Genomic DNA, 20,849 nt, shown 5'->3' on the forward strand with positions numbered 1-20,849 from the left:
GGTGTCAAGCATGAAACGCTGCAACGGAGAAAAAGGGGTTAAAGGCGCGTAAAAATATTCACGCGGCCACTGTCTTACTCAAAACCGCGTATGCGGTCACCATTGAAATTGGGCAGGCGCCACTCGAAGTGCAGGGCCAGGAAACGGAACAGGAAGCCGGCGCCGATGGACGCCAGCTGCGCCACGGAGCTGTCGACCTTGAAATACAGCAGGCCCACATACAGGCTGCCCGTAAACAGGGCGACGGTGGCGTACACTTCGCGCTGCAGCACGAGGGGAATCTGGTTGCACAGGATATCGCGCAGCAGGCCGCCGAAGACGCCCGTGATCATCCCCGCCAGCACGACGATGGCCGGATGCATCTTGGCCGACATGGCAATATCGCAGCCGATCACGCAAAACGCCACCAGACCCAGTCCGTCCACCAGCAGGAAAATGGCGCGCAGATGGTGCAGATAGCGCGCGACAAAGGCCGTCACAATGGCCGCGCCGATGGTAAACAACAGGTATTCGGGATGCGCGATCCAGCCCAGCGGATAGTGCCCCAGCAGCACGTCGCGCACGGTGCCGCCACCGAGCGCCGTGACGGTGCCGATCATGCAGATGCCGAACAAATCCATGCCGCGCCGCATGCCCATGATGGCGCCGGACATCGCTTCGGCGACAATCGCCACCAGGTAAATCGTATATAGCAGCATGCTCTTACTCTTCCGAAAATGATTTGAGAATTTGTTCGCGTTCGCGCGCTTCGCTGAGGGTGCGCGCTTCATGGCCTGTACCGCTGGTGCCGCGCTCTTCGCCGTTGGCCAGGCGCGTGTCGGCGCCCAGGCTGCCACTGCCGCAGCTGACGCTGCTGTGGATAAAGGCAAAGTTATCCTTCAGGCAGTCGCCGGCCAGGTATTCGGCATACACGTAATCACCGTCGAGCAGGGCCAGGCCTGGCGGTTCGGCCAGCACCTGTTCGCGGCGGCCTTGCACGGCCACCTGCATGTAGTCGCGCCAGACGGGCAGCGCCAAAGTTCCCCCCGTGGCATTGCCCAGGCTTTTCGGCTGGTCGTAGCCGAGCCAGACGACGGACACCAGGCCCGAGGAATAGCCGGCGAACCAGGCGTCATAGGCATTGTTCGATGTCCCCGTCTTGCCGGCCGCGTCGCCGCGTCCCAGCGACAGCGCGCCCCGTCCCGGGCCGCTCTTGACGACGTCGCGCAGCATGCTGTCCATGACATAAGCGTTGCGCGTGGAGATGACTTGCGTGCCGGGTGCCGGCTCGCCCTTGGCGCGTGGCGCCGCATCGCTGAACAGCACCGCGCCGCTGCGGCTGCGCACTTCCTTGATCAGCTTTGGCGGCATCTGCATGCCGCCATTGGCGAAGACGGCATACGATTGCGCCAGCTGCAGCGGCGTGACGGCGCCCGCACCCAGCGCCAGCGGCAGGGAGACGGGATTGCGCGCGCCCTCGAAGCCGAAGCGCGTGGCGTAGTGCTGCACGTAGCCGGGGCCGGCCGCCTGCATCAGGCTGACGGCCACGAGGTTTTTCGAGCGCACGAGGCCGCGCCGCACGCTGATGAAGCCTTCGTAGTTGTTGCCGTAATTGCGCGGACGCCAAGGCTGCGCGCCCGTTTCCTGCGGCAGCAGCAAGCGCTGCGTATCGTCCACGGCCGTACCGGGGAAATATCCCTTTTCCAGCGCCGCCGAATACACGAAGGGCTTGAAGCTGGAACCGGGCTGGCGGTAGGCCTGCATGGCGTGGTTGTAGTGGTTGCGGTAGAAATCGAAGCCGCCCGCCATGGCGACGATTTCGCCGCTGTGCGCCTCGACGGAAATGAGCGCGCCCTCCATCTCGGGCAACTGGCTCACCAGCCAGCGCTTCTTTGCCGCGTCGTGCACCACGCGGATCACGCTGCCCTCGACGATGGCGCGCTTGCCATCCCATTGCAGCTTGCCACCCAGGCGTGCGTCCGATGCCGTCAGCACGATCTCGTCGCCATTGCGCAGCTGTGCCGTCAGTTGGCGCTTGCCGCTAGTCTCCACCTTGCGCACCAGGGCTGCGCGCAGTTCTCCGCTGTCCGGATAGGGGGCCAACTGGCGCGCCACGCTGTCCTCGGAGGCGGCCAGGCGCGCTTCGGGGCCACGATAGCCGCGCCGCGCCTGTGCACTCAATAGCCCATCGCGCAGCGACTTGTCGGCCGCGCGCTGCGGCGCCATGCGAATGGTGGTCGTCACGTCCAGACCCATGCTGTAAGCGCCTTCGGGATAGCTTTGCAATATCAGCTGACGCGCTTCTTCGACCGCATACGCGGCCGCGTGCACGGAGCTGTTGCGGTCCTTGTTCAGCGCCAGTTTTTCCGCCACGGCCGCGTCGTATTCGGCCGGCGTGATATAGCCGAGTTCGCGCATGCGCTGCAGGATGTAGTGCTGGCGCACGGTGGCGCGCTGCGGATTGGCGACGGGGTTGTAGGCCGACGGCGCCTTCGGCAAGCCGGCCAGCATGGCCGCTTCGGCGATGCTGACCTCGGCCAGGGGCTTGTCGAAATAAATATTCGAGGCGGCGGAAAAGCCGTAGGAGCGCTCGCCCAGGTAAATCTGGTTCATATACAGTTCCAGCAGCTTGTCCTTGCCGTAGTGCTGTTCCAGCTTGTAGGCGAGCAGCATTTCCGTCAGCTTGCGCTGCACGGTCTTCTCGCGCGACAGGAAGAAGTCGCGCGCCACCTGCATGGTGATGGTGCTGGCGCCCTGCGCATGGTGGCCGGTGACGACGTTGGCCAGCGTGGCGCGCGTCAAGCCATAAAAGTCCACGGCACCGTGTTCGTAGAAACGCGCATCCTCGATGGCCAGCAAGGCCTGGCGCATGCGCAGCGGGATGTCTTTCAAGGGCAAAAATTCGCGGCGCTCTTCGCCGTATTCGGCCAGCAGTTCGCCTTCGCTGGAGAAAATGCGCAGCGGCAGCGCGGGCTTGTACTGGGCCAGATACTCGACAGCGGGCAAATCCTGCCACGCCTGGCGCAGCCACCAGCCGCCCGCCAGCGCGCCGGCCAAGCCCAGGCCCAGGGTCAATCCCAGGCCGAATTTCAGATTGCGCGCCAGCTTCGACTGGGGCTTGCGGGTGGTGCTGTCGTTCGCTTGTGCTTCCATGGTGGTATTTCCTTGCTGCCAGGAGGCCGCATACGGGTATGCGGCACGCCATCAAAGAGGCATTGTGCACTGCAACACACCCATCCTTATCAAAAGTAAGTATTATTTAGTATTGATAAATTTTTCTTATGTAAGGCAATGACCATGGATCTCAGTCCCAAGCATACGGAAGCGTTCCGCGCCGTCGTCGAAACGGGCAGCTTCGAGCAGGCGGCGCTGCGGCTGCACCTGACCTCGCCCGCCATTTCGCAGCGGGTGCGGGCGCTGGAAAGCCAGCTGGGCAATGCGCTGATCGTGCGCAGCCGTCCCGCGCGCGCCACACGCATGGGGCAGCGCCTGATGCAATATCTGAAGCGGGCCAAGCTGCTGGAAGCGGACTTGCAGGCGGAGCTGGCGGTACAGCAGGATGCCCCGCTGACCCTGGTGCTGGCGCTGAATGCGGACTCGATGGGCACCTGGTTCTTCCCCGCCTTGTCCGAGGTGCTGATACGCGAGCGCGTGCTGCTGGACCTGACGGTGGAAGACCAGGACCACACCTACACCTTGCTGGAGACGGGCATGGCCATCGGCTGCATCAGCACGCAACCCAAGCCCATGCGCGGCTGCACAGCCGAGCCGCTGGGCGTGATGCGCTATTGGCTGGTGGCCACGCCCGCGTTCCGCCAGCAGTGGTTCCCGCACGGCCTGACGCGCAAGGCGGCGCGCACGGCGCCCGTCGTCGCCTACACGCGCAAGGACACCTTGCAATCGTCGTTCCTGCAAGAGGCGCTGGGGCTGCCCGAAGGCGCCTACCCCTGCCATTACGTGCCGGGCGCCACCTCGCACTTCAACGCCATCCGCTATGGTCTGGGCTACGGCATGGTGCCGGAATTGCTGCTGAAAACGAATACGGATGGCGAACTGGTGGAAATGCTCACGCCCAAGACCCCGGCCGACGTGGCCCTGTACTGGCACACGTGGAAGGTGCAGTCGCCACGCATGGAGCAGCTGTCGCGGCAAATCATTGCGGCGGCGCGCAGCATGCTGAAATAGTTATTGTGAGATAGCTACCGCTGCATGCCCCAGCGTTTCAAGGTGACGCGCTCCAGGCTGCGAAAGCCGATGTTTTCCACCAGCAGCCCGATGACGATGACAGCCGCCAGGCCGGCAAACACCTTGTCCGTGTACAGCTCGTTGCGGTTCTGGAAGATGTACCAGCCCAGGCCACCCTGCCCCGAGGTGGTGCCGAACACCAGTTCAGCCGCGATCAGCGTGCGCCAGGCAAATGCCCAGCCTATCTTCAAGCCCGAGACGATGGAGGGCAAGGCGCCCGGCACGAGGATGTGCAGCACCAGGCGCAAGCCGTTCAGCCCGTAATTGCGGCCCGCCATGCGCAGGGTTTCCGGCATGCCCTGGAAGCCCGCATACGTATTCAATGCCAGCGGCCACATCACGGAATGGACGATGACAAAGATCAGGCTGGCGCGCCCCAGGCCGAACCACAGCAGGGCCAGCGGCAGCAGGGCAATCGCTGGCAAGGGATTCAACATGGCCGTCAGGGTTTCCAGCAGGTCGCGGCCGATGCGGCTGGACACCGCCAGCAAGGTCAGCACGAAAGCGGCCAGCACGCCCACGGCATAGCCTTGCAGCAAGACGACCAGGGACGCGGCTGTGCGCGTGAGCAATTCACCGCTGGCGATGCCGCCGATGAACGCCTGCGCCGTCTGCAGTAAGCTGGGCAGCAATAAATCGTTCTGCGTCCAGCGCGCCGCGCCTTCCCACAGCAGGGCCAGGCCGAGCAAAATCAGGACCTTGCGCCACAGCGCGTGCTGACTCACACGCTGCCAGCGCGACAGCGGCCGTTCGACGGTGACGCCGGCCGGCGGCGGCGCCGCATACACGAACTCCTGGCGGATAGGCGGCTCCAGCAGCGCGCTCATACGGCCTCCCGCTGTACAGTGTCTGCTTGCGGGGCAGCCGTTGTTTCTTCATCGAACAGCAGGCCGTGGATGCGGCTGCTGGCGGCCTGGAATTCCGCGCTGCCGGCGCTGTGCAAGCCGAACTGATGGCTGTTCAATTCGGCGCGCACCCTGCCCGGATGGGGCGACAGCAGCAGGATACGGTTGCCCACGACCAAGGCTTCCTCGATCGAATGCGTGACGAAAACGAGGGTAAAGCGCAGCTCTTCCCACAGGCGGCTCAGCTCTTCCTGCATCTTGCGCCGCGTCAAGGCATCGAGGGCGGCAAACGGCTCGTCCATCAGCAGCACTTCCGGCTGCATGGCCAGCGCGCGGGCGATGGCCACCCGCTGCTTCATGCCGCCCGACAAGGTATGCGGATGGGCATCCTCGAAGCCGGCCAGGCCCACCTTGGCGATCCAGTGGAGGGCGCGCTCGCGGGCTGCCACCTTGTCGAGCCGCTTGCTGGCCAGCAAAGGGAAGGTGACGTTTTCCAACACCGTCTTCCACGGTGGCAACTGGTCGAATTCCTGGAACACGACGACACGGTCCGGCCCCGGTTGATGAATCGGCTGCCCCTGCATGGCGATGCTGCCCGCGCGCGGTGCGATGAAGCCGGCCACGGCTTTCAACAGCGACGACTTGCCGCAGCCCGATGGACCCAGCAGCACGAAACGGTCGCCGCGGAACACGTCGAAACTGACGTCGTGCGTGGCGCGCACGGTGCGCTGCTCCGTGCGGTATTCCAGGCTGACATTCTTGACGCTGAGCAAGGGCTGTACCGCAACCGGAGGGCGTACCAGGTGAAAAGCGGGTGCGTTCATGTCAGCCTCCTTGCGTGATGGCAGGGTCGTCAAAGAAATAATCGCGCCAGCTGTCGGGCAGGTTGCGAATGGCGCTCACGCGGTGCAGGAATTGCGCCAGACCATAGGTGTTTTGCGGCGCGATCTTAAATTGCACTTGCGGGTTGGCAAAGATTTTCAGCAGCAGATTGCGGTCCACCTTGCTTTTATTCACCTTGATATAGATGTCGGCCGCGCCTTGGCGGTTGCTGCTCGCATACTGCGCCGCTTCCGCCAGCGCGGCGATGAAGGCGCGGTAAGTCTTGGGATTGTCCTTGCGGTACTTTTCCGTCGCATACAGCAAGGTCGACGAGCTGGGCCCGCCTTGTACGTCATACGAGTTCAGGAGGATGTGGGCGTTCGGGTTTTGCGCCAGTTCCTGCTCCTGGAACGGTGAATTGCCGAAGTGGCCAGTCAACTCCGTGCCGCCGGCGATGATGGCAGCGGCCGCATCCGGGTGCGGCAAGGTTTGCGTGATTTTATCGAGGCGGGCAAATTCCTTGTCGCCCCACTGCTTCGCCACGGCCATTTGCAGGATGCGTGCTTGCACGGAGACAGACACGGCGGGCAAGGCGATGCGGTCCTTGTCCGTCAAGTCCGCCAGGGTTTTTACCTTGGGATTATTGCTGACCAAGTAGTAGGGGAAATTGCCCAAGGACGCCACGCCGCGCACGTTCTGCCGGCCTTTCGTGCGGTCCCAGATGGTCAGCAGCGGACCCAGGCCAGCCCCCGCGATATCGATATTGCCCGACAACAAGGCGTCATTGATGGCGGGGCCGCCGGACAGGGTGAGCCACTCGACTTTCACATCGACGCCCTGCTGCTTGCCATGCTTTTCGATCAGCTTTTGTTCCTGCGCAATATTGAGCAGCAAGAAGGTGATGCCATGCTGGCCCGCGATGCGGATCTGACCTTCGGCCCGGGCCATGGGCATGGCCATGCACAGCAGTGCAATGGTGGCGAGCAGGCGGCGGAAAAAGGTAAAGATCGGCAACATGGACACTCCTTGGGTAAGATCAACAGTCAAAGTCAGTACGGCGCATCGCCCTCAATGGTGGTGCGATACAACTTGCGGCGCTGGTCGGGCGGACACCCGGTTGCCAGGTGCATCAGGGAACGGTTGTCCCAGAACACCATGTCATGCGGCTGCCAGCGGTGCCGATACAGGTGCTCCGGGCGCACGCTGTGGGCAAACAGTTCCTCGAGCAGGGCGCGGCTTTCGTCCTCGGGCAGGCCGACGATGCGCGTGGTGAAATGCTCGCTGACAAACAGGGCGCGCCGTCCCGTTTCCGGATGCACGCGCACCACGGGATGGGTGACAGGTTTGACTTCATCGATCTGCACCTGCGTCAGGGCGGGACGCCAAGGGTTGCGGCGACGCAATTCCTCATACTGGCTCAGGTAGCTGTGTTCGGCACGGGCGCCGCGCACGGCGTGACGCAGCACAGCCGGCAAGCTTTCCCAGGCCAGGTGCATATTCGCAAACAAGGTATCGCCTCCGTCCTGCGGCAACTCTTGTGCGTGCAGCATGGAGCCAAGGCTGGGCACTTCCTTGTACGACAGGTCCGAGTGCCAGAAATGTCCCGCGTCGCCCAGGCCGATGGGCTGGCCATCCTCGACGATGTTCGAGATGATCAGCACTTCCGGCTGCGTGGGCAGCTGGAACTGGCGCAGCACGTGGATTTGCAGGGGACCGAAGCGACGGCTGAAATCGACCTGCTGCTGCGGCGTGATGCGCTGGTCGCGGAACACCAGCAAGTGATGGTCGAGGTGGGCGTGGTGCAGGCGCTGGAAGTCGCCCAGCGACAGCGGCTGCGCCAAGTCCAGCCCCAGCACTTGCGCGCCGAGCGGCGCATCGAAAGTCTCGATACGGAAATGGCTGGTGGATTGCACGGGTTTCAGGACGGCCGACATGGGAGTTCGACTAGAGTCTGGGGAAGTCCACTGTATGCCGGTCAGCCTTGCTTGCAAACGAAGCATTTACTATATGAATATGCGCGGCGCGTTGCGCCACGCGGTAACAGGCACTGACACGCAATGGCACAGCGACAGCGCGCTGGCCCTTGCAAAGATATCTCCCAGGCAAAAACCTGGCTGCACCGATTACGCTGTAGCTTCGTAGCGGGCCAGGCGGGTAGCCATGCGCGGCGCCAGCTCGTGGCCGGCCGTGACGGTCACTTCCAGATCGTTCAGCAAGCCATCCTTCAAGCCATAGACCCAACCATGGACGCTGAGTTCCTGGCCCCGTTCCCACGCATCTTGCACGATGGTGGTCTGGCACACGTTCAAGACTTGTTCGACCACATTCAGTTCGCACAGGCGGTCGCCGCGCTGGCGGCTGGTCAGCACATCGCCCAGGTAGCGTTCGTGCTTCTGGCCCACATCCTGCACGTGGCGCAACCAGTTGTCGACCAGGCCGATGCGCGTGCCCGTCATGGCCGCATGCACGCCCTTGCAGCCGTAATGGCCGACGATGATGACATGTTTGACTTTCAGCACGTCCACGGCAAATTGCAGCACGGACAGGCAATTAAGGTCGGAATGCACGACCACATTGGCAATATTACGATGCACAAACACGTCGCCAGGCGCCATGCCCAGCAATTCGTTAGCGGGCACGCGGCTGTCGGAACAGCCGATCCACAGGTATTCGGGCGACGTTTGCGCTTCCAGGTTCTTGAAGAAGTTCGGGTCTTTCGCCACCATCGAGTCGGCCCAGCGGCGGTTACGCTGCAGCAGCTCCGCCAGGGCCAGGCCATTTTTCTGTTCGGTCATATCACTCCCATGAGGTAAATTCGGTTGAACAGCGCGCTGATCGCGTGCGTTAGCGTGCGATGCGCGCAGATATTGAATCAAGCTAGGTAAAAAAACGCCGGGATGTGTGAGCATCCCGGCGCATGGTATTACGTGTGCTTACTCAAAAAAATCCTTGACCTTGTCTTTCCAGGTCTTGCTTTGCGGACTGTGCTTGGCACCGCCCTCAGTCGTCGACTTTTCAAAGTCGCGCAGCAGGTCTTTCTGTTTTTCCGTCAGCTTCACCGGTGTTTCGATGGCCACGTGGCAGAACAAATCGCCCGCGTAACCGGAGCGCACGCCCTTGATGCCCTTGCCTTTCAGGCGGAAGGTTTTACCCGACTGTGTGCCTTCCGGGATCGTGAACGACACTTTGCCGTTCAGGGTAGGCACTTCGATTTCGCCGCCCAGGGCCGCCTTGGTGAACGAGATCGGCATTTCGCAATGCAGGTCGTCGCCTTCGCGCTGGAACACGGCGTGCGGCTTGATGTGGATTTCCACATACAGGTCGCCCGACGGACCGCCATTCGTGCCCGGTTCGCCGTTGCCGGACGAACGGATACGCATGCCGTTGTCGATACCGACTGGAATTTTGACTTCCAGGGTCTTGTTGCGCTTGATGCGACCGGCGCCGCCGCATGGCGTGCACGGGTCGGTGATGACCTTGCCGCTGCCATGGCATTTCGGGCAGGTTTGCTGGATGCTGAAGAAACCTTGCTGCATGCGTACCTGGCCGTGGCCACCGCAAGTACCGCAGGTGGTTGGCGACGTGCCAGGCTTGGCACCGCTGCCGTGGCATGTGTCGCACTTGTCCCAGCTCGGCACGCGGATGGTCGTGTCGAAGCCGTGCGCAGCTTGCTCCAGTGTAATTTCCAGGTTGTAGCGCAAGTCGGCGCCACGGTAGACCTGTGGCCCCGCATTGCGGCTGCGTCCGCCGCCGCCGCCAAAGATGTCGCCGAAGATATCGCCGAAGCTGTCGGCAAAGCCGCCAGCACCGCCACCGAAGCCGCCACCGCCGCCCATGTTCGGATCCACGCCGGCGTGACCATAACGGTCATACGCCTCGCGCTTTTCCGGATTGGTCAGCATCTCGTAGGCTTCTTTGACTTCCTTAAACTTTTCTTCCGATTCTTTGCTATCCGGATTGCGGTCCGGATGGTATTTCATCGCCAGTTTACGGTAAGACTTTTTGATCTCTTCTTCCGAAGCATTTTTTGCGACACCGAGTGTCTCGTAAAAATCACGCTTTGCCATGTTGTCGGCACCTTGCAGTCTATCTACTGATGTAAAAATTACACGAAAAAGCCGAGTCGAGTGCTGCACTGGGCAACGACTCGGCTCGGCCGGTCTTCGCGGCTAATCCCGCGATGTAGCGTTCAGCCCGGCTGCCCCCAGTGCATGGGAGCGCAAGACATTACTTGCTGTCTTTGACTTCTTTGAAGTCAGCGTCAACAACGTCGTCTTGCTTGGCGCCTGCGTCCGATGCACCAGCAGCTTGCTGTGCACCTTCCGCGCCGCCGGCAGCTTGCTGCGCTTGCATGTCGGCATACATTTTTTCGCCCAGTTTCTGCGATGCGCTCGACAGTGCTTCCACCTTGGCGTCGATCTCAGCCTTGTCGCCCGCCTTGATGCTTGCTTCCAGGTCGGTGATGGCCGCTTCGATCTTCTCTTTCTCGCCCGCATCCAGCTTGTCGCCGTATTCGGTCAAGGATTTCCGGGTCGAGTGTACCAGAGCATCGGCCTGGTTGCGCGACTCGGCCAATTCTTTGACCTTCTTGTCTTCTTCCGCGTTCAACTCGGCGTCTTTCACCATCTTCTGGATCTCAGCCTCGGTCAAGCCGGAATTGGCCTTGATCGTGATCTTGTTTTCCTTGCCGGTGGCCTTGTCTTTCGCGCCGACATGCAAGATGCCGTTGGCGTCGATGTCGAAGGTCACTTCGATCTGTGGCGTACCACGCGATGCTGGCGGGATACCTTCCAGATTGAATTCGCCCAGGCCCTTGTTGCCGGCGGCGATTTCGCGCTCACCCTGGAAGACCTTGATGGTCACCGCAGGCTGGTTGTCGTCGGCCGTCGAGAACACCTGGCTGAACTTGGTCGGAATCGTCGTGTTTTTGTGGATCATCTTGGTCATCACGCCGCCCAGGGTTTCGATACCCAGGGACAGAGGAGTGACGTCCAGCAACAGCAAGTCCTTGCGTTCGCCCGACAGGACCGAACCTTGAATCGCTGCGCCCACGGCGACGGCTTCGTCCGGGTTCACGTCCTTGCGTGGATCCTTGCCGAAGAATTCCTTCACTTTTTCCTGCACCTTCGGCATACGGGTCATACCGCCGACCAGGATGATGTCATCGATGTCCGACACTTTCACGCCAGCATCTTTGATGGCGATACGGCATGGTTCCATCGTAGCCGTGATCAGCTCTTCCACCAGGGATTCCAGCTTGGCGCGGGTCATCTTCAGGTTCAAGTGGACCGGCGCGCCATTGGCCATGGCGATGTACGGCTCGTTGATCTCGGTTTGTTGCGACGACGACAATTCGATCTTCGCGCGCTCGGCCGAAGCCTTGATGCGCTGCAGGGCGATCGGATCTTTTTTCAGATCGATGCCGTTGATTTTCTTGAACTCGTCGATGATGTAATCGATGACGCGTTGGTCGAAGTCTTCGCCGCCCAGGAAGGTGTCGCCGTTGGTCGACAGCACTTCAAATTGTTTCTCGCCGTCAACATCTGCGATTTCGATGATCGACACGTCGAACGTACCGCCACCCAAGTCATACACGGCGATTTTACGGTCGCCTTTTTCGGTCTTGTCCAGACCGAACGCCAGCGCTGCCGCGGTTGGCTCGTTGATGATGCGCTTGACGTCCAGACCAGCGATACGGCCGGCATCCTTGGTCGCTTGACGCTGCGAATCGTTGAAGTACGCAGGCACGGTGATGACGGCTTCGGTGACTTCTTCACCGAGGTAGTCTTCTGCCGTTTTCTTCATCTTGCGCAGCACTTCAGCGGAAATTTGCGGCGGCGCCAGTTTTTTGTCGCGTACGCCGATCCATGCATCGCCGTTGTCGGCTTTCATGATCTGGTACGGCATCAGCGCGATGTCTTTTTGGACTTCTTTTTCGTCGAACTTGCGACCGATCAGACGCTTGACTGCGTACAGCGTGTTTTTCGGATTGGTCACGGCCTGGCGTTTCGCTGGCGCGCCGACGAGAATTTCGCCATCTTCTTGATAAGCAATAATCGACGGCGTCGTGCGTGCGCCTTCAGCGTTTTCGATTACCTTTGGTTGACCGTTTTCCATGATGGAAACGCAGGAATTCGTGGTTCCCAGATCGATACCGATAATTCTACCCATGATTTTTTTCCTTTTATTTGCTAGATTTCAGATGGTTCTTATATGTGGCAAAGCGGCATGGTTTCAAGGCTTGCTTGATGCCGCCCTCTGATTATTTTGCTTGCGCGGTCGTTACAATGGCTGGACGCAGCAGGCGGTCCGCAATCATATAGCCCTTTTGCAGGACTGACACGATGGTATTGGCTTCCTGGTCCGCTGGCACCACGGCAACAGCCTGGTGTTTCATCGGATCGAGTTTCTCGCCCTGCACTGGCAACACTTCCACCAGGCGGTTGCGCTCGAACGCGGCGTTCAGTTGCTTCAGGGTCATCTCGACGCCTTCTTTCAGCGATTCGATGGTCGGTGCTTCCACCGTCAGCGCCGTTTCCAGGCTGTCTTTCACCGGCACCATGGCTTCGGCAAAGCTTTCCACTGCGAATTTATGTGCTTTAGCAACATCTTCCTGCGCGCGGCGGCGGATATTTTCGCCATCAGCCTTGGCGCGCATGAAGGCATCGTGCATCTCTGCAAGACGCGCTTCGGTACTCGCCAGCTGCTCTTCCAAAGTAGGCTCTGCGGGAGTCGATGGGGCAGTCGCCGCGGCGTCCGCTTGCGGATTAGGTACAGCTTGATTTTCCTGATCTTGCATCTGAAAAGCTCCTACAATCAATGACTTAAATGAGTTAGTCTAAAATCCTTACAACACTAACGGGCAAATGGGGCTATATCCTATTGTTTCAAGGGGTATGCATGGCAAAACCAGGATTACATCGATCCATGTTACAGCTTATGACAAAACGCGACCCATTTCGGCCAGCGATCCGTGCGCGCCCCCCTTGATTTTCCAGGCTTCCCACGGCAAAGCGGGCATTCTACCAGCCCCGCCCCAGCCATCGCCACTGGCGATGTTGCTATCTTGATAGTATTTTTGTCGCGCCAGAGATAAAAAAGCCGCGCAAGCGCGGCCTCTTATTGCAAAATGATTAATATTACTTAATTCACCGCGCCCAGCGCCAGCGCTGCCGTGCGCGCCTGCTCGCCCGCTTTCTTGTCCGCTTCGCGCTGCGCCGCCGTCTTCATCGTGGGCCAGCCTATCATATGCTGTTCCGCAATTTCCGCCATGCCCGCGATCCAGGCTGGCGTTTCGTTCAGGCAAGCGATGTAATGAAACTGCTGGCCACCGGCCGTTTCAAAATCATGCTTGGCTTCCATGGCGATCTCTTCCAGCGTTTCCAGGCAGTCGCTGGTAAAGCCCGGACACAGCAAATCAACGCGCTTGACACCCTGTTGCGCCAGCGCCACGAGGGTGGGCGCCGTGTAGGGCTGCAGCCATTCGGCCTTGCCAAAGCGCGACTGGAAGGTCACCACGTATTGCTCTTTCGTTAATTTTAACTTTTCCGCCAGCAGGCGCGCCGTTTTCAGGCACTGGCAGTGGTAAGGGTCGCCCAGCAGCAAGGTACGCTTGGGCACGCCATGAAAACTCATCACCAGTTTTTCCGGACGGCCATGCGCTTCCCAGTGGTTCAGCACGGAGTCGCGCAAGGCGTCGATATACGTGTCGTGCTCGTGATACTGCTTGATAAAGCGCAATTCCGGCACATTGCGCACAGTGGCGTAATGGGCAAACACGGCGTCGTAGATGGAACCCGTCGTCGTGCCCGAGTATTGCGGATAGGCAGGCAGGATGGCGATGCGCTCGCAGCCTTCGCTTTTCAGTCTGGCCAGCACCTCGGGCAAGGAAGGCGAACCGTAACGCATGGCCATGGCCACCGTCACGCCGTCATGGCCCCGCTCGGCCAGGGCGCCGGCCAGCAACTTGGCCTGTTTCTGCGTGTGCACTTTCAGGGGCGAGCCTTCACGCGTCCAGATCGACGCGTATTTCTTGGCCGACTGGCCAGAGCGGAATGGCAAAATGATCAGGTTCAGGATGAACCACCAGACGATGCGGGGAATTTCCACCACGCGCGGGTCCGACAAAAATTGCTTCAGGTAACGCCGCACGGCCGACGAGGTCGGCGCATCGGGCGTGCCCAGGTTGACCAGCACCACGGCGCTGCGGTCGATGCTGCCATGCGTGTACGGCGGTTCTGTTTGAAATGACATGAAGGCTCTTTTATAGCGTTGGATGGATTAGCTAGTTATTATAGTTGCATTGAGTTAATGACGAAGCGCTGGGGTCAGACCCTCAATGCCGCTAACGTCAAGCTCAGCGCTAACGCATCCGGGGGTCTGACCCCGGATTTACGGTCTGCCCCCAGCCATGAATCAAATCGCCAGCAACTCGCGCGCGTGCTTGCGCGTGGTGGCGGTGATTTCCAGACCGCCCAGCATGCGCGCCACTTCTTCCACGCGGGCCTTGGCGTCGAGCATGTCGATGCGCGATGCCGTCTTGCCATTGTCCAGGGTGCTTTTTGCCACCTGGAAATGTTGATTCGCCTGGCTGGCCACTTGCGGCAAATGGGTCACGCACAGTACCTGGCGTCCCTGCCCCAGGCGTTTCAGCAGCCGCCCCACCACTTCCGCGACGGCGCCGCCGATGCCGCTGTCGACCTCGTCGAAGATCAGGGTCGGCGTGGTGGTGGCATGCGAGGTGATGACGGAAATCGCCAGTGCGATACGCGCCAGTTCGCCGCCGGACGCCACTTTGGCCAGGGAACGGGGCGCCGTGCCCGCATGGCCGGCGACGAGGAATTCCACTTGCTCGAGGCCATGGGCGGCTGGTACGCACGGGTGCAGGGCGATCTCGAAGCTGCCGCCCGTCATGCTCAGTTCCTGCATGGCGCGCGTGACGGCGTGCCCCAGCTCCACTGCCGCCGCCTGGCGCGTGGCCGACAGCCGGCCCGCTACGAGGCGGTATTCCGCTTCGATCTTCGCTTCCTGGCGCAGCAAGCCTTCGATGTCGGAGGCGTCGGCCAGGTGCTGCAGCTTTTCCGACAGCTTGGCGTGTTCCTCTGGCAATTCTTCGGGTGTGACGCGGAACTTGCGGGCCGTGCTGTGCATGGCTTCCATGCGCGCGTCGAGCTGGTGCAGGCGCTCCGGGTCCAGCTCGACCCGGTCCAGGTAATTGTTCAGCGCGTACACGGATTCCTGCAATTGAATGCGCGACGATTCGATCAGGTCGACGATCGGCTGCAATTCCGCATCGACGGACACCAGCTTGCCCAGCTTCTGGTTCAAGGCCGACAGTTGCGACACGATGGGGTGGTCTTCCGACTCGGAAATGAGGGACAGGGCTTCCTGCGCCCCTTCCAGCAGGCTGGCCGCGTGCGACAGGCGGCTGTGCTCGTTAGTGATCTCCGTCCACTCGCCGGGTTTGGCGGCCAGTTTTTCCAGTTCCCCCACTTGCCATTCCAGGCGTTCGCGCTCGTACAGCACATTGGCGGCATTCGTTTCGAATTCTTCGCGCTGGCGCACGAGGGCGCGCCAGCGCTTGTGCAGCGCCGCCACTTGCTGCGCATCCTGCTCCGCGCCCGCTTCGCGCGCTGTCGCCTGGCCGTCGAGCAAGGCGCGCTGCGCCTCACTTTTCAGCAAGGACTGGTGCGCGTGCTGACCGTGGATGTCGACCAGCATGTCGCCCAGTTCGCGCAACTGCGCGGCCGTGGCAGGGATGCCGTTGATGTACGCCTTCGAGCGGCCCGCATTGTCGATCACGCGGCGCAGCAGGGCGCCGCCATCGTCGTTGGCGAACTCATGCGCCACCAGCCAGGCCTGCGCCACTTCGCTGACGGAGAAATCGGCCGTGATGTCGGCCTTGGCCGCGCCTTCGCGCACCACGCTGGCGTCGCCGCGCCCGCCCAAGGCCAGGGTCAGCGCATCGATGAGGATGGACTTGCCGGCGCCCGTCTCACCCGTCAGCACGCTGAAGCCGGCGGAAAATTCCAGTTCAATGGTATCGACAATGACAAAATCGCGAATGGACAGTGTATGGAGCATGGCTTCTGTGGTTAGGCGGCGCACCGCGGGTTAGCGTGGAGAAAACTTGTTAGCTGAGCTTGCCCTCGCCAGACGGGTACTCATTCCAGTGCAATTTTTCACGCAGGGTGTTGTAGTAACTCCACCCTTCCGGATGCAGGAAGGTAATCGTATGCGGCGAACGGCGGATGAGGATGCGGTCTTGCTGCACCAGGCTGGCGAAGGTCTGCATGTCGAAATTGACGCTGATATCGCGTCCGCGCACGATTTCCACCACGATCTGGCTGGAGTCGGGCAAGACGATGGGACGGTTCGACAGCGCATGCGGGGCGATCGGCACGAGCACGATGCCGCCCAGGGTCGGATGCAGCAGGGGGCCGCCGGCCGACAGCGAGTACGCGGTCGAGCCCGTAGGCGTGGAAATGATCAAGCCATCGGACCGCTGGTTATACATGAAGTGGCCGTCGACCTCGACGCGCAATTCGGCCATGCCGGCGCCGGCGCCGCGCGAGACGACGACATCGTTGACGGCCATGCCGACGTGAATCGACTCACCGTCGCGCAGCACGCTGCCTTCAAGCAAGGTACGGCGTTCAGCCTTGAAGCGGCCACCGAGAATTTGCGCCAGCACGGGCAGCATGCGCTCAAGTGGAATGTCCGTCATGAAACCCAGGCGCCCCTGATTGATACCGATCAAGGGGACGTCGAATGGCGCCAGCTGGCGCGCAATGCCCAGCATGGTGCCATCGCCGCCCATGACGATGGCGCAATCGGCGGCGGCACCGATCTCGGCCGGCGACATGGCGCGCACGCCGGGAAACGCCAGGTTCAGGTGCGTGGCCGTCTCCGCCTCAAAGACCACCGTGTGGCCCAGCACTTGCAGGAAATCGACGATGCTTTTAACGGGCTCGGCAATGCCATCCGTATTCTGGCGCACGACCAGGGCGATGGTCTTGGCGCCCAGGTTGAAGCGCTCGCCCGGAGCTGGCAAGGTCGCGGCTGGCTGTTCGGCGCGTTGTTCGGCAGGTATATCGACGGGCATAAGAGTCTCGGTAGTGAATTCGGTGGCAAACCGCCCCAGGCTGTCGCGTCGCACGCCGGCATCGCATGATACTGTATATATCCACAGTATAGTGCGGCTGCCGTGTGCCCGCAAGGGGCGTTCTTGGTGTTGCACGCAGTGTAGCGCAGAAAAAGAATCGTCCATGCGTGCGCCAGCGCTCCCAGCTGGGACAAATCCGCTTGCAGGTGGCCCGTCGCGGCAGGACACTGAGCTCACAACGTTACTGTCAGGAGGCCATATGCGTACCCCACCAAGTGAACGCAAGATCAATACCGATGAAAAGGTAAGGAATGACGGCGTCGACCGCTTGCCGCACGAGCGCGACGAGTCGCCCGATGCGCAAAACGTGCGCCCGCGCAAAATCATGCAACAGGCGGCCAGCGACCTGGAGCGCGGCCTGGTCGATACGGACCGGCGCGCCCAGCCCGGCGTGGAAAAGGTCAAGCCGGCCGCGCCGCAACAGGCCCGCCCCGACGCGCAGCTGGAACCAAAGAAGGCGCGCTGACTCCAACCCTCACGCACCGCTATCTTTCCGGAGTACGCCATGCACCGTTACGTCTGTTCCATCCTGCTGGCCGCTGCCTGCGGCACACCTGTCGCCCACGCCCAGGCACCCGCCATGCCCGTGGGCTTTGGTCCACAACCGGCCCTGCCCGCACCGGACAGGCAATTCATTCCCACCGTTAATGTGGCGCCCGTGCAGCGCTGGACGGCCGCGCAGCGCCCCGCCGTCGCGGCGGGCCTGGCCATCCAGGCGTATGCGCGCGACCTCGACCATCCGCGCTGGTTGTACGTGCTGCCAAATGGCGACGTGTTAGTGGCGGAAACGAATGCCCCGCCGAAACCGGACGACAGCAAGGGCATCAAGGGCGCCATCATGCAGATGCAAATGAAAAAGGCGGGTGCCGCCACGCCCAGCGCCAACCGCATCACCCTGCTGCGCGGCCTTGACGCGAATGGCGTGGCGCAATCGCGCAGCGTGTTCCTGCAAGGGCTGAACTCGCCATTCGGCATGGCCCTGGTCGGCAACGAGCTGTACATCGCCAATTCGGACGCACTGATGCGCTTCCCGTACGAAACAGGACAGACCGCCATCACGGCGCAGGGCGTGAAGGTGATGGATTTGCCGGGCGGCTCCATCAATCACCACTGGACCAAGAACGTCATCGCCAGCGCCGACGGCAAATTTCTCTATGTTTCCGTCGGGTCCAACAGCAATGTGGGCGAAAACGGCATGGGGGCCGAGGATGGCCGCGCCGCCATCTGGCAATTCACGCGCGCGACAGGCAAGGCACGCGTGTATGCCACGGGCTTGCGCAATCCGAATGGCATGGCCTGGCAACCCAAGACGGGCGCCCTGTGGACAGCCGTCAATGAACGCGACGAGCTGGGCAACGACCTGGTGCCGGACTATATGACCTCGGTCAAGGATGGCGCCTTCTATGGCTGGCCCTACAGTTATTTCGGCCAGCACGTCGATGCGCGGGTCAAGCCGCCGCGCCCCGAACTGGTGGCCACCGCCATCGCGCCCGAATACGCGCTGGGCGCGCACACGGCCTCGCTGGGACTGGCATTCTATGACGGCACCTTGCTGCCCGAACGCTACCGGGGCGGTGCCTTCATCGGCCAGCACGGCTCGTGGAACCGCAAGCCTTTCAGCGGCTATAAAGTCATTTATGTGCCCTTTGCCAATGGCATGCCCAACGGCCCACCGCAAGATGTCGTCAGCGGTTTCCTCGACGGCAATGGCAAGGCGCAGGGGCGCCCCGTCGGCGTGGCCGTCGACAAGGCGGGCGCGCTGCTGGTGGCGGACGACGTGGGCAATGTCGTCTGGCGCGTGACGCCGGCGCCGTGAGCGGCCATGCCCCACGCCGCGCATGCGCCCCCCTGTGTGACGCAACGAACGGAAGGGCAAGGGTGGGGCGCGCATGATGGACGCTCGAACCACGCAAGGAGTACATCATGAAGAAAACAGGATCAGCCGTCTGGAGTGGCGGCCTTAAAGATGGCAAAGGGTTTATTTCCACCGAAAGCGGCGCGCTCGACAATGTGGCCTATGGCTTCAACACGCGCTTCGAAGACGGTCCCGGCAGCAATCCGGAAGAACTGATCGGCGCTGCCCATGCCGCCTGCTTCACCATGGCCCTGTCCGGGCAGCTGGGCGAGGCGGGCTTGCGCGCCACGGCCCTGAAAACCACGGCCGATGTCAGCCTGGAAAAAATCGATGGCAACTATGCCATCACGGCCGTGCACCTGACTCTGGTGGCCAGCATTCCCGGCGCCACCGAAGAAGCGTTCCAGGACGCGGCCCTGCGCGCCAAGCTCGGCTGCCCCGTGTCCAAGTTGCTGGCCACGGAAATCACCCTGGACGCCCATCTGGAGTAAGCACACGACGTGAGCACGCCGCCGTCCGCCGCCCCTGTGCCAGCGGGCGGCATGGGCGGTTTCGGCAAGAAAGCCATAAAACGCATAAAATCCTGCCATTCCCCTATCATCATCAAGGATTTACGATGCGTATTTTGCACACCATGTTACGGGTCGGCGACCTGCAGCGCTCCATCGATTTTTACACCAAGGTCCTGGGCATGAAATTGCTGCGCACCAGCGACAATCCGGAATACCAGTACACCCTGGCCTTCGTCGGCTACGGTTCGAATCCCGACCACGCGGAACTGGAACTGACGTATAACTATGGCACCACCAGCTACGAGCTGGGCACGGCGTATGGCCACATCGCCATCTCGGCCGACGACATCGTCGCCGCCTGCGACGCGGCACGCGCAAATGGCGGCAACGTCACGCGCGAACCGGGTCCCGTGAAAGGCGGCAACACGGTCATCGCCTTCATCACCGATCCGGACGGTTACAAGATCGAATTGATCGAGCGCAAGTTCGACGGCCAGGGCGGCGGCTTGTAATACCTCAGCCTGGCTCGGCGGCCTGTGCAATGGCCGCGCGTAGCCAGGCGATGCCCGCGTCGCCCTCCGTGCGGCGGTGCCGTATCACTTCAAACGCAAACGGCGCGATGGCAAACGGCGCAGCGTACAGCGTCAGCCCCTGCGCCGCGCTTTCCTGCAAGGCGCGCTGCGCCACCGTCAGGATCAAGTCCGTCCCCATCACGACATCCGGTGCGACCGTCCAGTACGGCACGTGTACGGCGATGCGGCGCGTCTGGCCCAGCTGGGCCAGGGCTGCGTCGACTTCGGCGGCCATGCCGGCCTCGCTGGACGCCACCAGTACATGGGGGCGCGCCAGATAGGTGTCCAAACTCAATGTTTCGCCGTCTGCCAGACTGGCCGGATCGAGCGCGCACACGAACGTTTCCTCGAATAAGGTTTCTCTATGTAGTTGCTCGGGCAACTGCGGGAACACGCCCAGCGCCAGGTCGATCTCGCCATCCTGCACGCCAGCGATCACGGCCGGGCGGCTGGCATAGCTGACGGCCAGGTCAATGCCGGGCGCTTCCACGCGCAAACGCCGCAACAAACGCGGCAAGATCAACGCCGCGCCGTAATCCGACATGGCCAGACGAAACACGCGCTGCGCCGTGGCCGCCTCGAAGACGGCGCCTCCCAGCACGGAGCGTACGCTTTGCAGCGCTTCGGCCAGCGGCCGCGCCAATTCCAGGGCACGCGCCGTGGGCTGGAAGCCGCCCTTGCCGCGCAGCAGCAGCGGGTCGTCGAGCAGATGGCGCAAGCGCGCCAGCGCATGGCTGACGGCAGGCTGGCTCATGTGCAAGCGCTCGGCCGCGCGCGACAAATGGCGCTCGCTGAGCAGCGCTTCCAGAATCACCAGCAAGTTCAAATCGACGGCGCGCAGATTATTCATTTGGT

19 protein-coding genes are annotated in these 20,849 nt (G+C 61.8%); 5 read left to right on the forward strand and 14 right to left on the reverse strand.

Features of this window, described 5'->3' with window-relative positions; all coding sequences use genetic code 11:
* Nucleotides 1-74: 74 nt before the first annotated feature.
* Both ACQ4WS_RS07350 and ACQ4WS_RS07355 read right to left on the reverse strand, forming a co-directional pair.
* Nucleotides 75-698, reverse strand: a complete 624-nt coding sequence (locus ACQ4WS_RS07350; RefSeq protein WP_034746006.1) for a trimeric intracellular cation channel family protein — start codon at nucleotides 696-698, stop codon at nucleotides 75-77.
* A gap of 4 nt (nucleotides 699-702) precedes the next feature.
* The gene (locus ACQ4WS_RS07355; RefSeq protein ID WP_436474994.1) at nucleotides 703-3,132 is read right to left on the reverse strand and encodes a penicillin-binding protein 1A; all 2,430 of its coding nucleotides are present in this window, start codon (nucleotides 3,130-3,132) and stop codon (nucleotides 703-705) included.
* A gap of 138 nt (nucleotides 3,133-3,270) precedes the next feature.
* Here ACQ4WS_RS07355 and ACQ4WS_RS07360 point away from each other — a divergent pair, with 138 nt between their 5' ends.
* On the forward strand, nucleotides 3,271-4,164 hold the full coding sequence (locus tag ACQ4WS_RS07360; protein WP_436474995.1) for an HTH-type transcriptional regulator ArgP: 894 nt from the start codon (nucleotides 3,271-3,273) through the stop codon (nucleotides 4,162-4,164).
* Between the two features lie 14 nt (nucleotides 4,165-4,178).
* Here the strand turns inward: ACQ4WS_RS07360 and ACQ4WS_RS07365 are convergent, their stop codons facing one another.
* From ACQ4WS_RS07365 to ACQ4WS_RS07415, 11 genes are all read right to left on the reverse strand, one after another.
* A complete protein-coding gene (locus ACQ4WS_RS07365) occupies nucleotides 4,179-5,051 on the reverse strand; it encodes an ABC transporter permease (RefSeq protein ID WP_436474996.1) in 873 nt (290 codons plus the stop codon).
* On the reverse strand, nucleotides 5,048-5,893 hold the full coding sequence (locus ACQ4WS_RS07370) for an ABC transporter ATP-binding protein (protein ID WP_436474998.1): 846 nt from the start codon (nucleotides 5,891-5,893) through the stop codon (nucleotides 5,048-5,050). The genes ACQ4WS_RS07365 and ACQ4WS_RS07370 overlap by 4 nt, the downstream gene beginning before the upstream one ends.
* Before the next feature lies 1 nt (nucleotide 5,894).
* Nucleotides 5,895-6,851: an ABC transporter substrate-binding protein gene (locus ACQ4WS_RS07375; RefSeq protein WP_436475254.1), complete on the reverse strand. Its 957-nt coding sequence runs from the start codon at nucleotides 6,849-6,851 to the stop codon at nucleotides 5,895-5,897.
* 89 nt (nucleotides 6,852-6,940) lie between these two features.
* Nucleotides 6,941-7,825 (reverse strand): TauD/TfdA dioxygenase family protein, encoded by an 885-nt coding sequence (locus ACQ4WS_RS07380; protein WP_436475000.1) that lies wholly within the window; start codon nucleotides 7,823-7,825, stop codon nucleotides 6,941-6,943.
* A 189-nt stretch (nucleotides 7,826-8,014) separates the two neighbouring features.
* Nucleotides 8,015-8,686, reverse strand: coding sequence for a carbonate dehydratase (can, locus tag ACQ4WS_RS07385; RefSeq protein WP_131685712.1), 672 nt, complete (start codon nucleotides 8,684-8,686; stop codon nucleotides 8,015-8,017).
* 138 nt (nucleotides 8,687-8,824) lie between these two features.
* Nucleotides 8,825-9,958: a molecular chaperone DnaJ gene (dnaJ, locus tag ACQ4WS_RS07390; RefSeq protein WP_071075292.1), complete on the reverse strand. Its 1,134-nt coding sequence runs from the start codon at nucleotides 9,956-9,958 to the stop codon at nucleotides 8,825-8,827.
* Nucleotides 9,959-10,118: 160 nt separating this feature from the next.
* Entirely contained in the window at nucleotides 10,119-12,062 is a 1,944-nt protein-coding gene (dnaK, locus tag ACQ4WS_RS07395; protein WP_034745982.1) for a molecular chaperone DnaK, read from the reverse strand.
* A 91-nt stretch (nucleotides 12,063-12,153) separates the two neighbouring features.
* The gene (gene grpE, locus ACQ4WS_RS07400; protein WP_034745977.1) at nucleotides 12,154-12,690 is read right to left on the reverse strand and encodes a nucleotide exchange factor GrpE; all 537 of its coding nucleotides are present in this window, start codon (nucleotides 12,688-12,690) and stop codon (nucleotides 12,154-12,156) included.
* 344 nt (nucleotides 12,691-13,034) lie between these two features.
* Entirely contained in the window at nucleotides 13,035-14,144 is a 1,110-nt protein-coding gene (gene hemH, locus ACQ4WS_RS07405) for a ferrochelatase (RefSeq protein WP_436475002.1), read from the reverse strand.
* A gap of 162 nt (nucleotides 14,145-14,306) precedes the next feature.
* Nucleotides 14,307-15,974, reverse strand: coding sequence for a DNA repair protein RecN (gene recN, locus ACQ4WS_RS07410; protein WP_436475003.1), 1,668 nt, complete (start codon nucleotides 15,972-15,974; stop codon nucleotides 14,307-14,309).
* A 49-nt stretch (nucleotides 15,975-16,023) separates the two neighbouring features.
* A complete protein-coding gene (locus ACQ4WS_RS07415) occupies nucleotides 16,024-16,995 on the reverse strand; it encodes an NAD kinase (protein ID WP_436475005.1) in 972 nt (323 codons plus the stop codon).
* Nucleotides 16,996-17,254: 259 nt separating this feature from the next.
* Between ACQ4WS_RS07415 and ACQ4WS_RS07420 the strand changes: the two genes are divergently transcribed.
* The 4 genes from ACQ4WS_RS07420 to gloA all read left to right on the forward strand — a co-directional run bounded on the left by ACQ4WS_RS07420 (nucleotide 17,255) and on the right by gloA (nucleotide 19,934).
* Nucleotides 17,255-17,521, forward strand: coding sequence for a hypothetical protein (locus tag ACQ4WS_RS07420; RefSeq protein ID WP_436475007.1), 267 nt, complete (start codon nucleotides 17,255-17,257; stop codon nucleotides 17,519-17,521).
* 39 nt (nucleotides 17,522-17,560) lie between these two features.
* Complete coding sequence (locus tag ACQ4WS_RS07425; protein ID WP_436475009.1) at nucleotides 17,561-18,871, forward strand: PQQ-dependent sugar dehydrogenase; 1,311 nt, start codon at nucleotides 17,561-17,563, stop codon at nucleotides 18,869-18,871.
* 107 nt (nucleotides 18,872-18,978) lie between these two features.
* The gene (locus ACQ4WS_RS07430; RefSeq protein ID WP_436475011.1) at nucleotides 18,979-19,401 is read left to right on the forward strand and encodes an OsmC family protein; all 423 of its coding nucleotides are present in this window, start codon (nucleotides 18,979-18,981) and stop codon (nucleotides 19,399-19,401) included.
* Nucleotides 19,402-19,526: 125 nt separating this feature from the next.
* A complete protein-coding gene (gene gloA / locus ACQ4WS_RS07435) occupies nucleotides 19,527-19,934 on the forward strand; it encodes a lactoylglutathione lyase (protein WP_010401713.1) in 408 nt (135 codons plus the stop codon).
* A 4-nt stretch (nucleotides 19,935-19,938) separates the two neighbouring features.
* On the opposite strand, the gene ACQ4WS_RS07440 is transcribed toward gloA, so the two are convergent.
* Nucleotides 19,939-20,844, reverse strand: coding sequence for a LysR substrate-binding domain-containing protein (locus tag ACQ4WS_RS07440; protein WP_436475013.1), 906 nt, complete (start codon nucleotides 20,842-20,844; stop codon nucleotides 19,939-19,941).
* Nucleotides 20,845-20,849: the final 5 nt, after the last annotated feature.

The organism is Janthinobacterium leeuwenhoeki (genome assembly GCF_051380795.1).
Classification (GTDB): Bacteria; Pseudomonadota; Gammaproteobacteria; order Burkholderiales; family Burkholderiaceae_D; genus Janthinobacterium.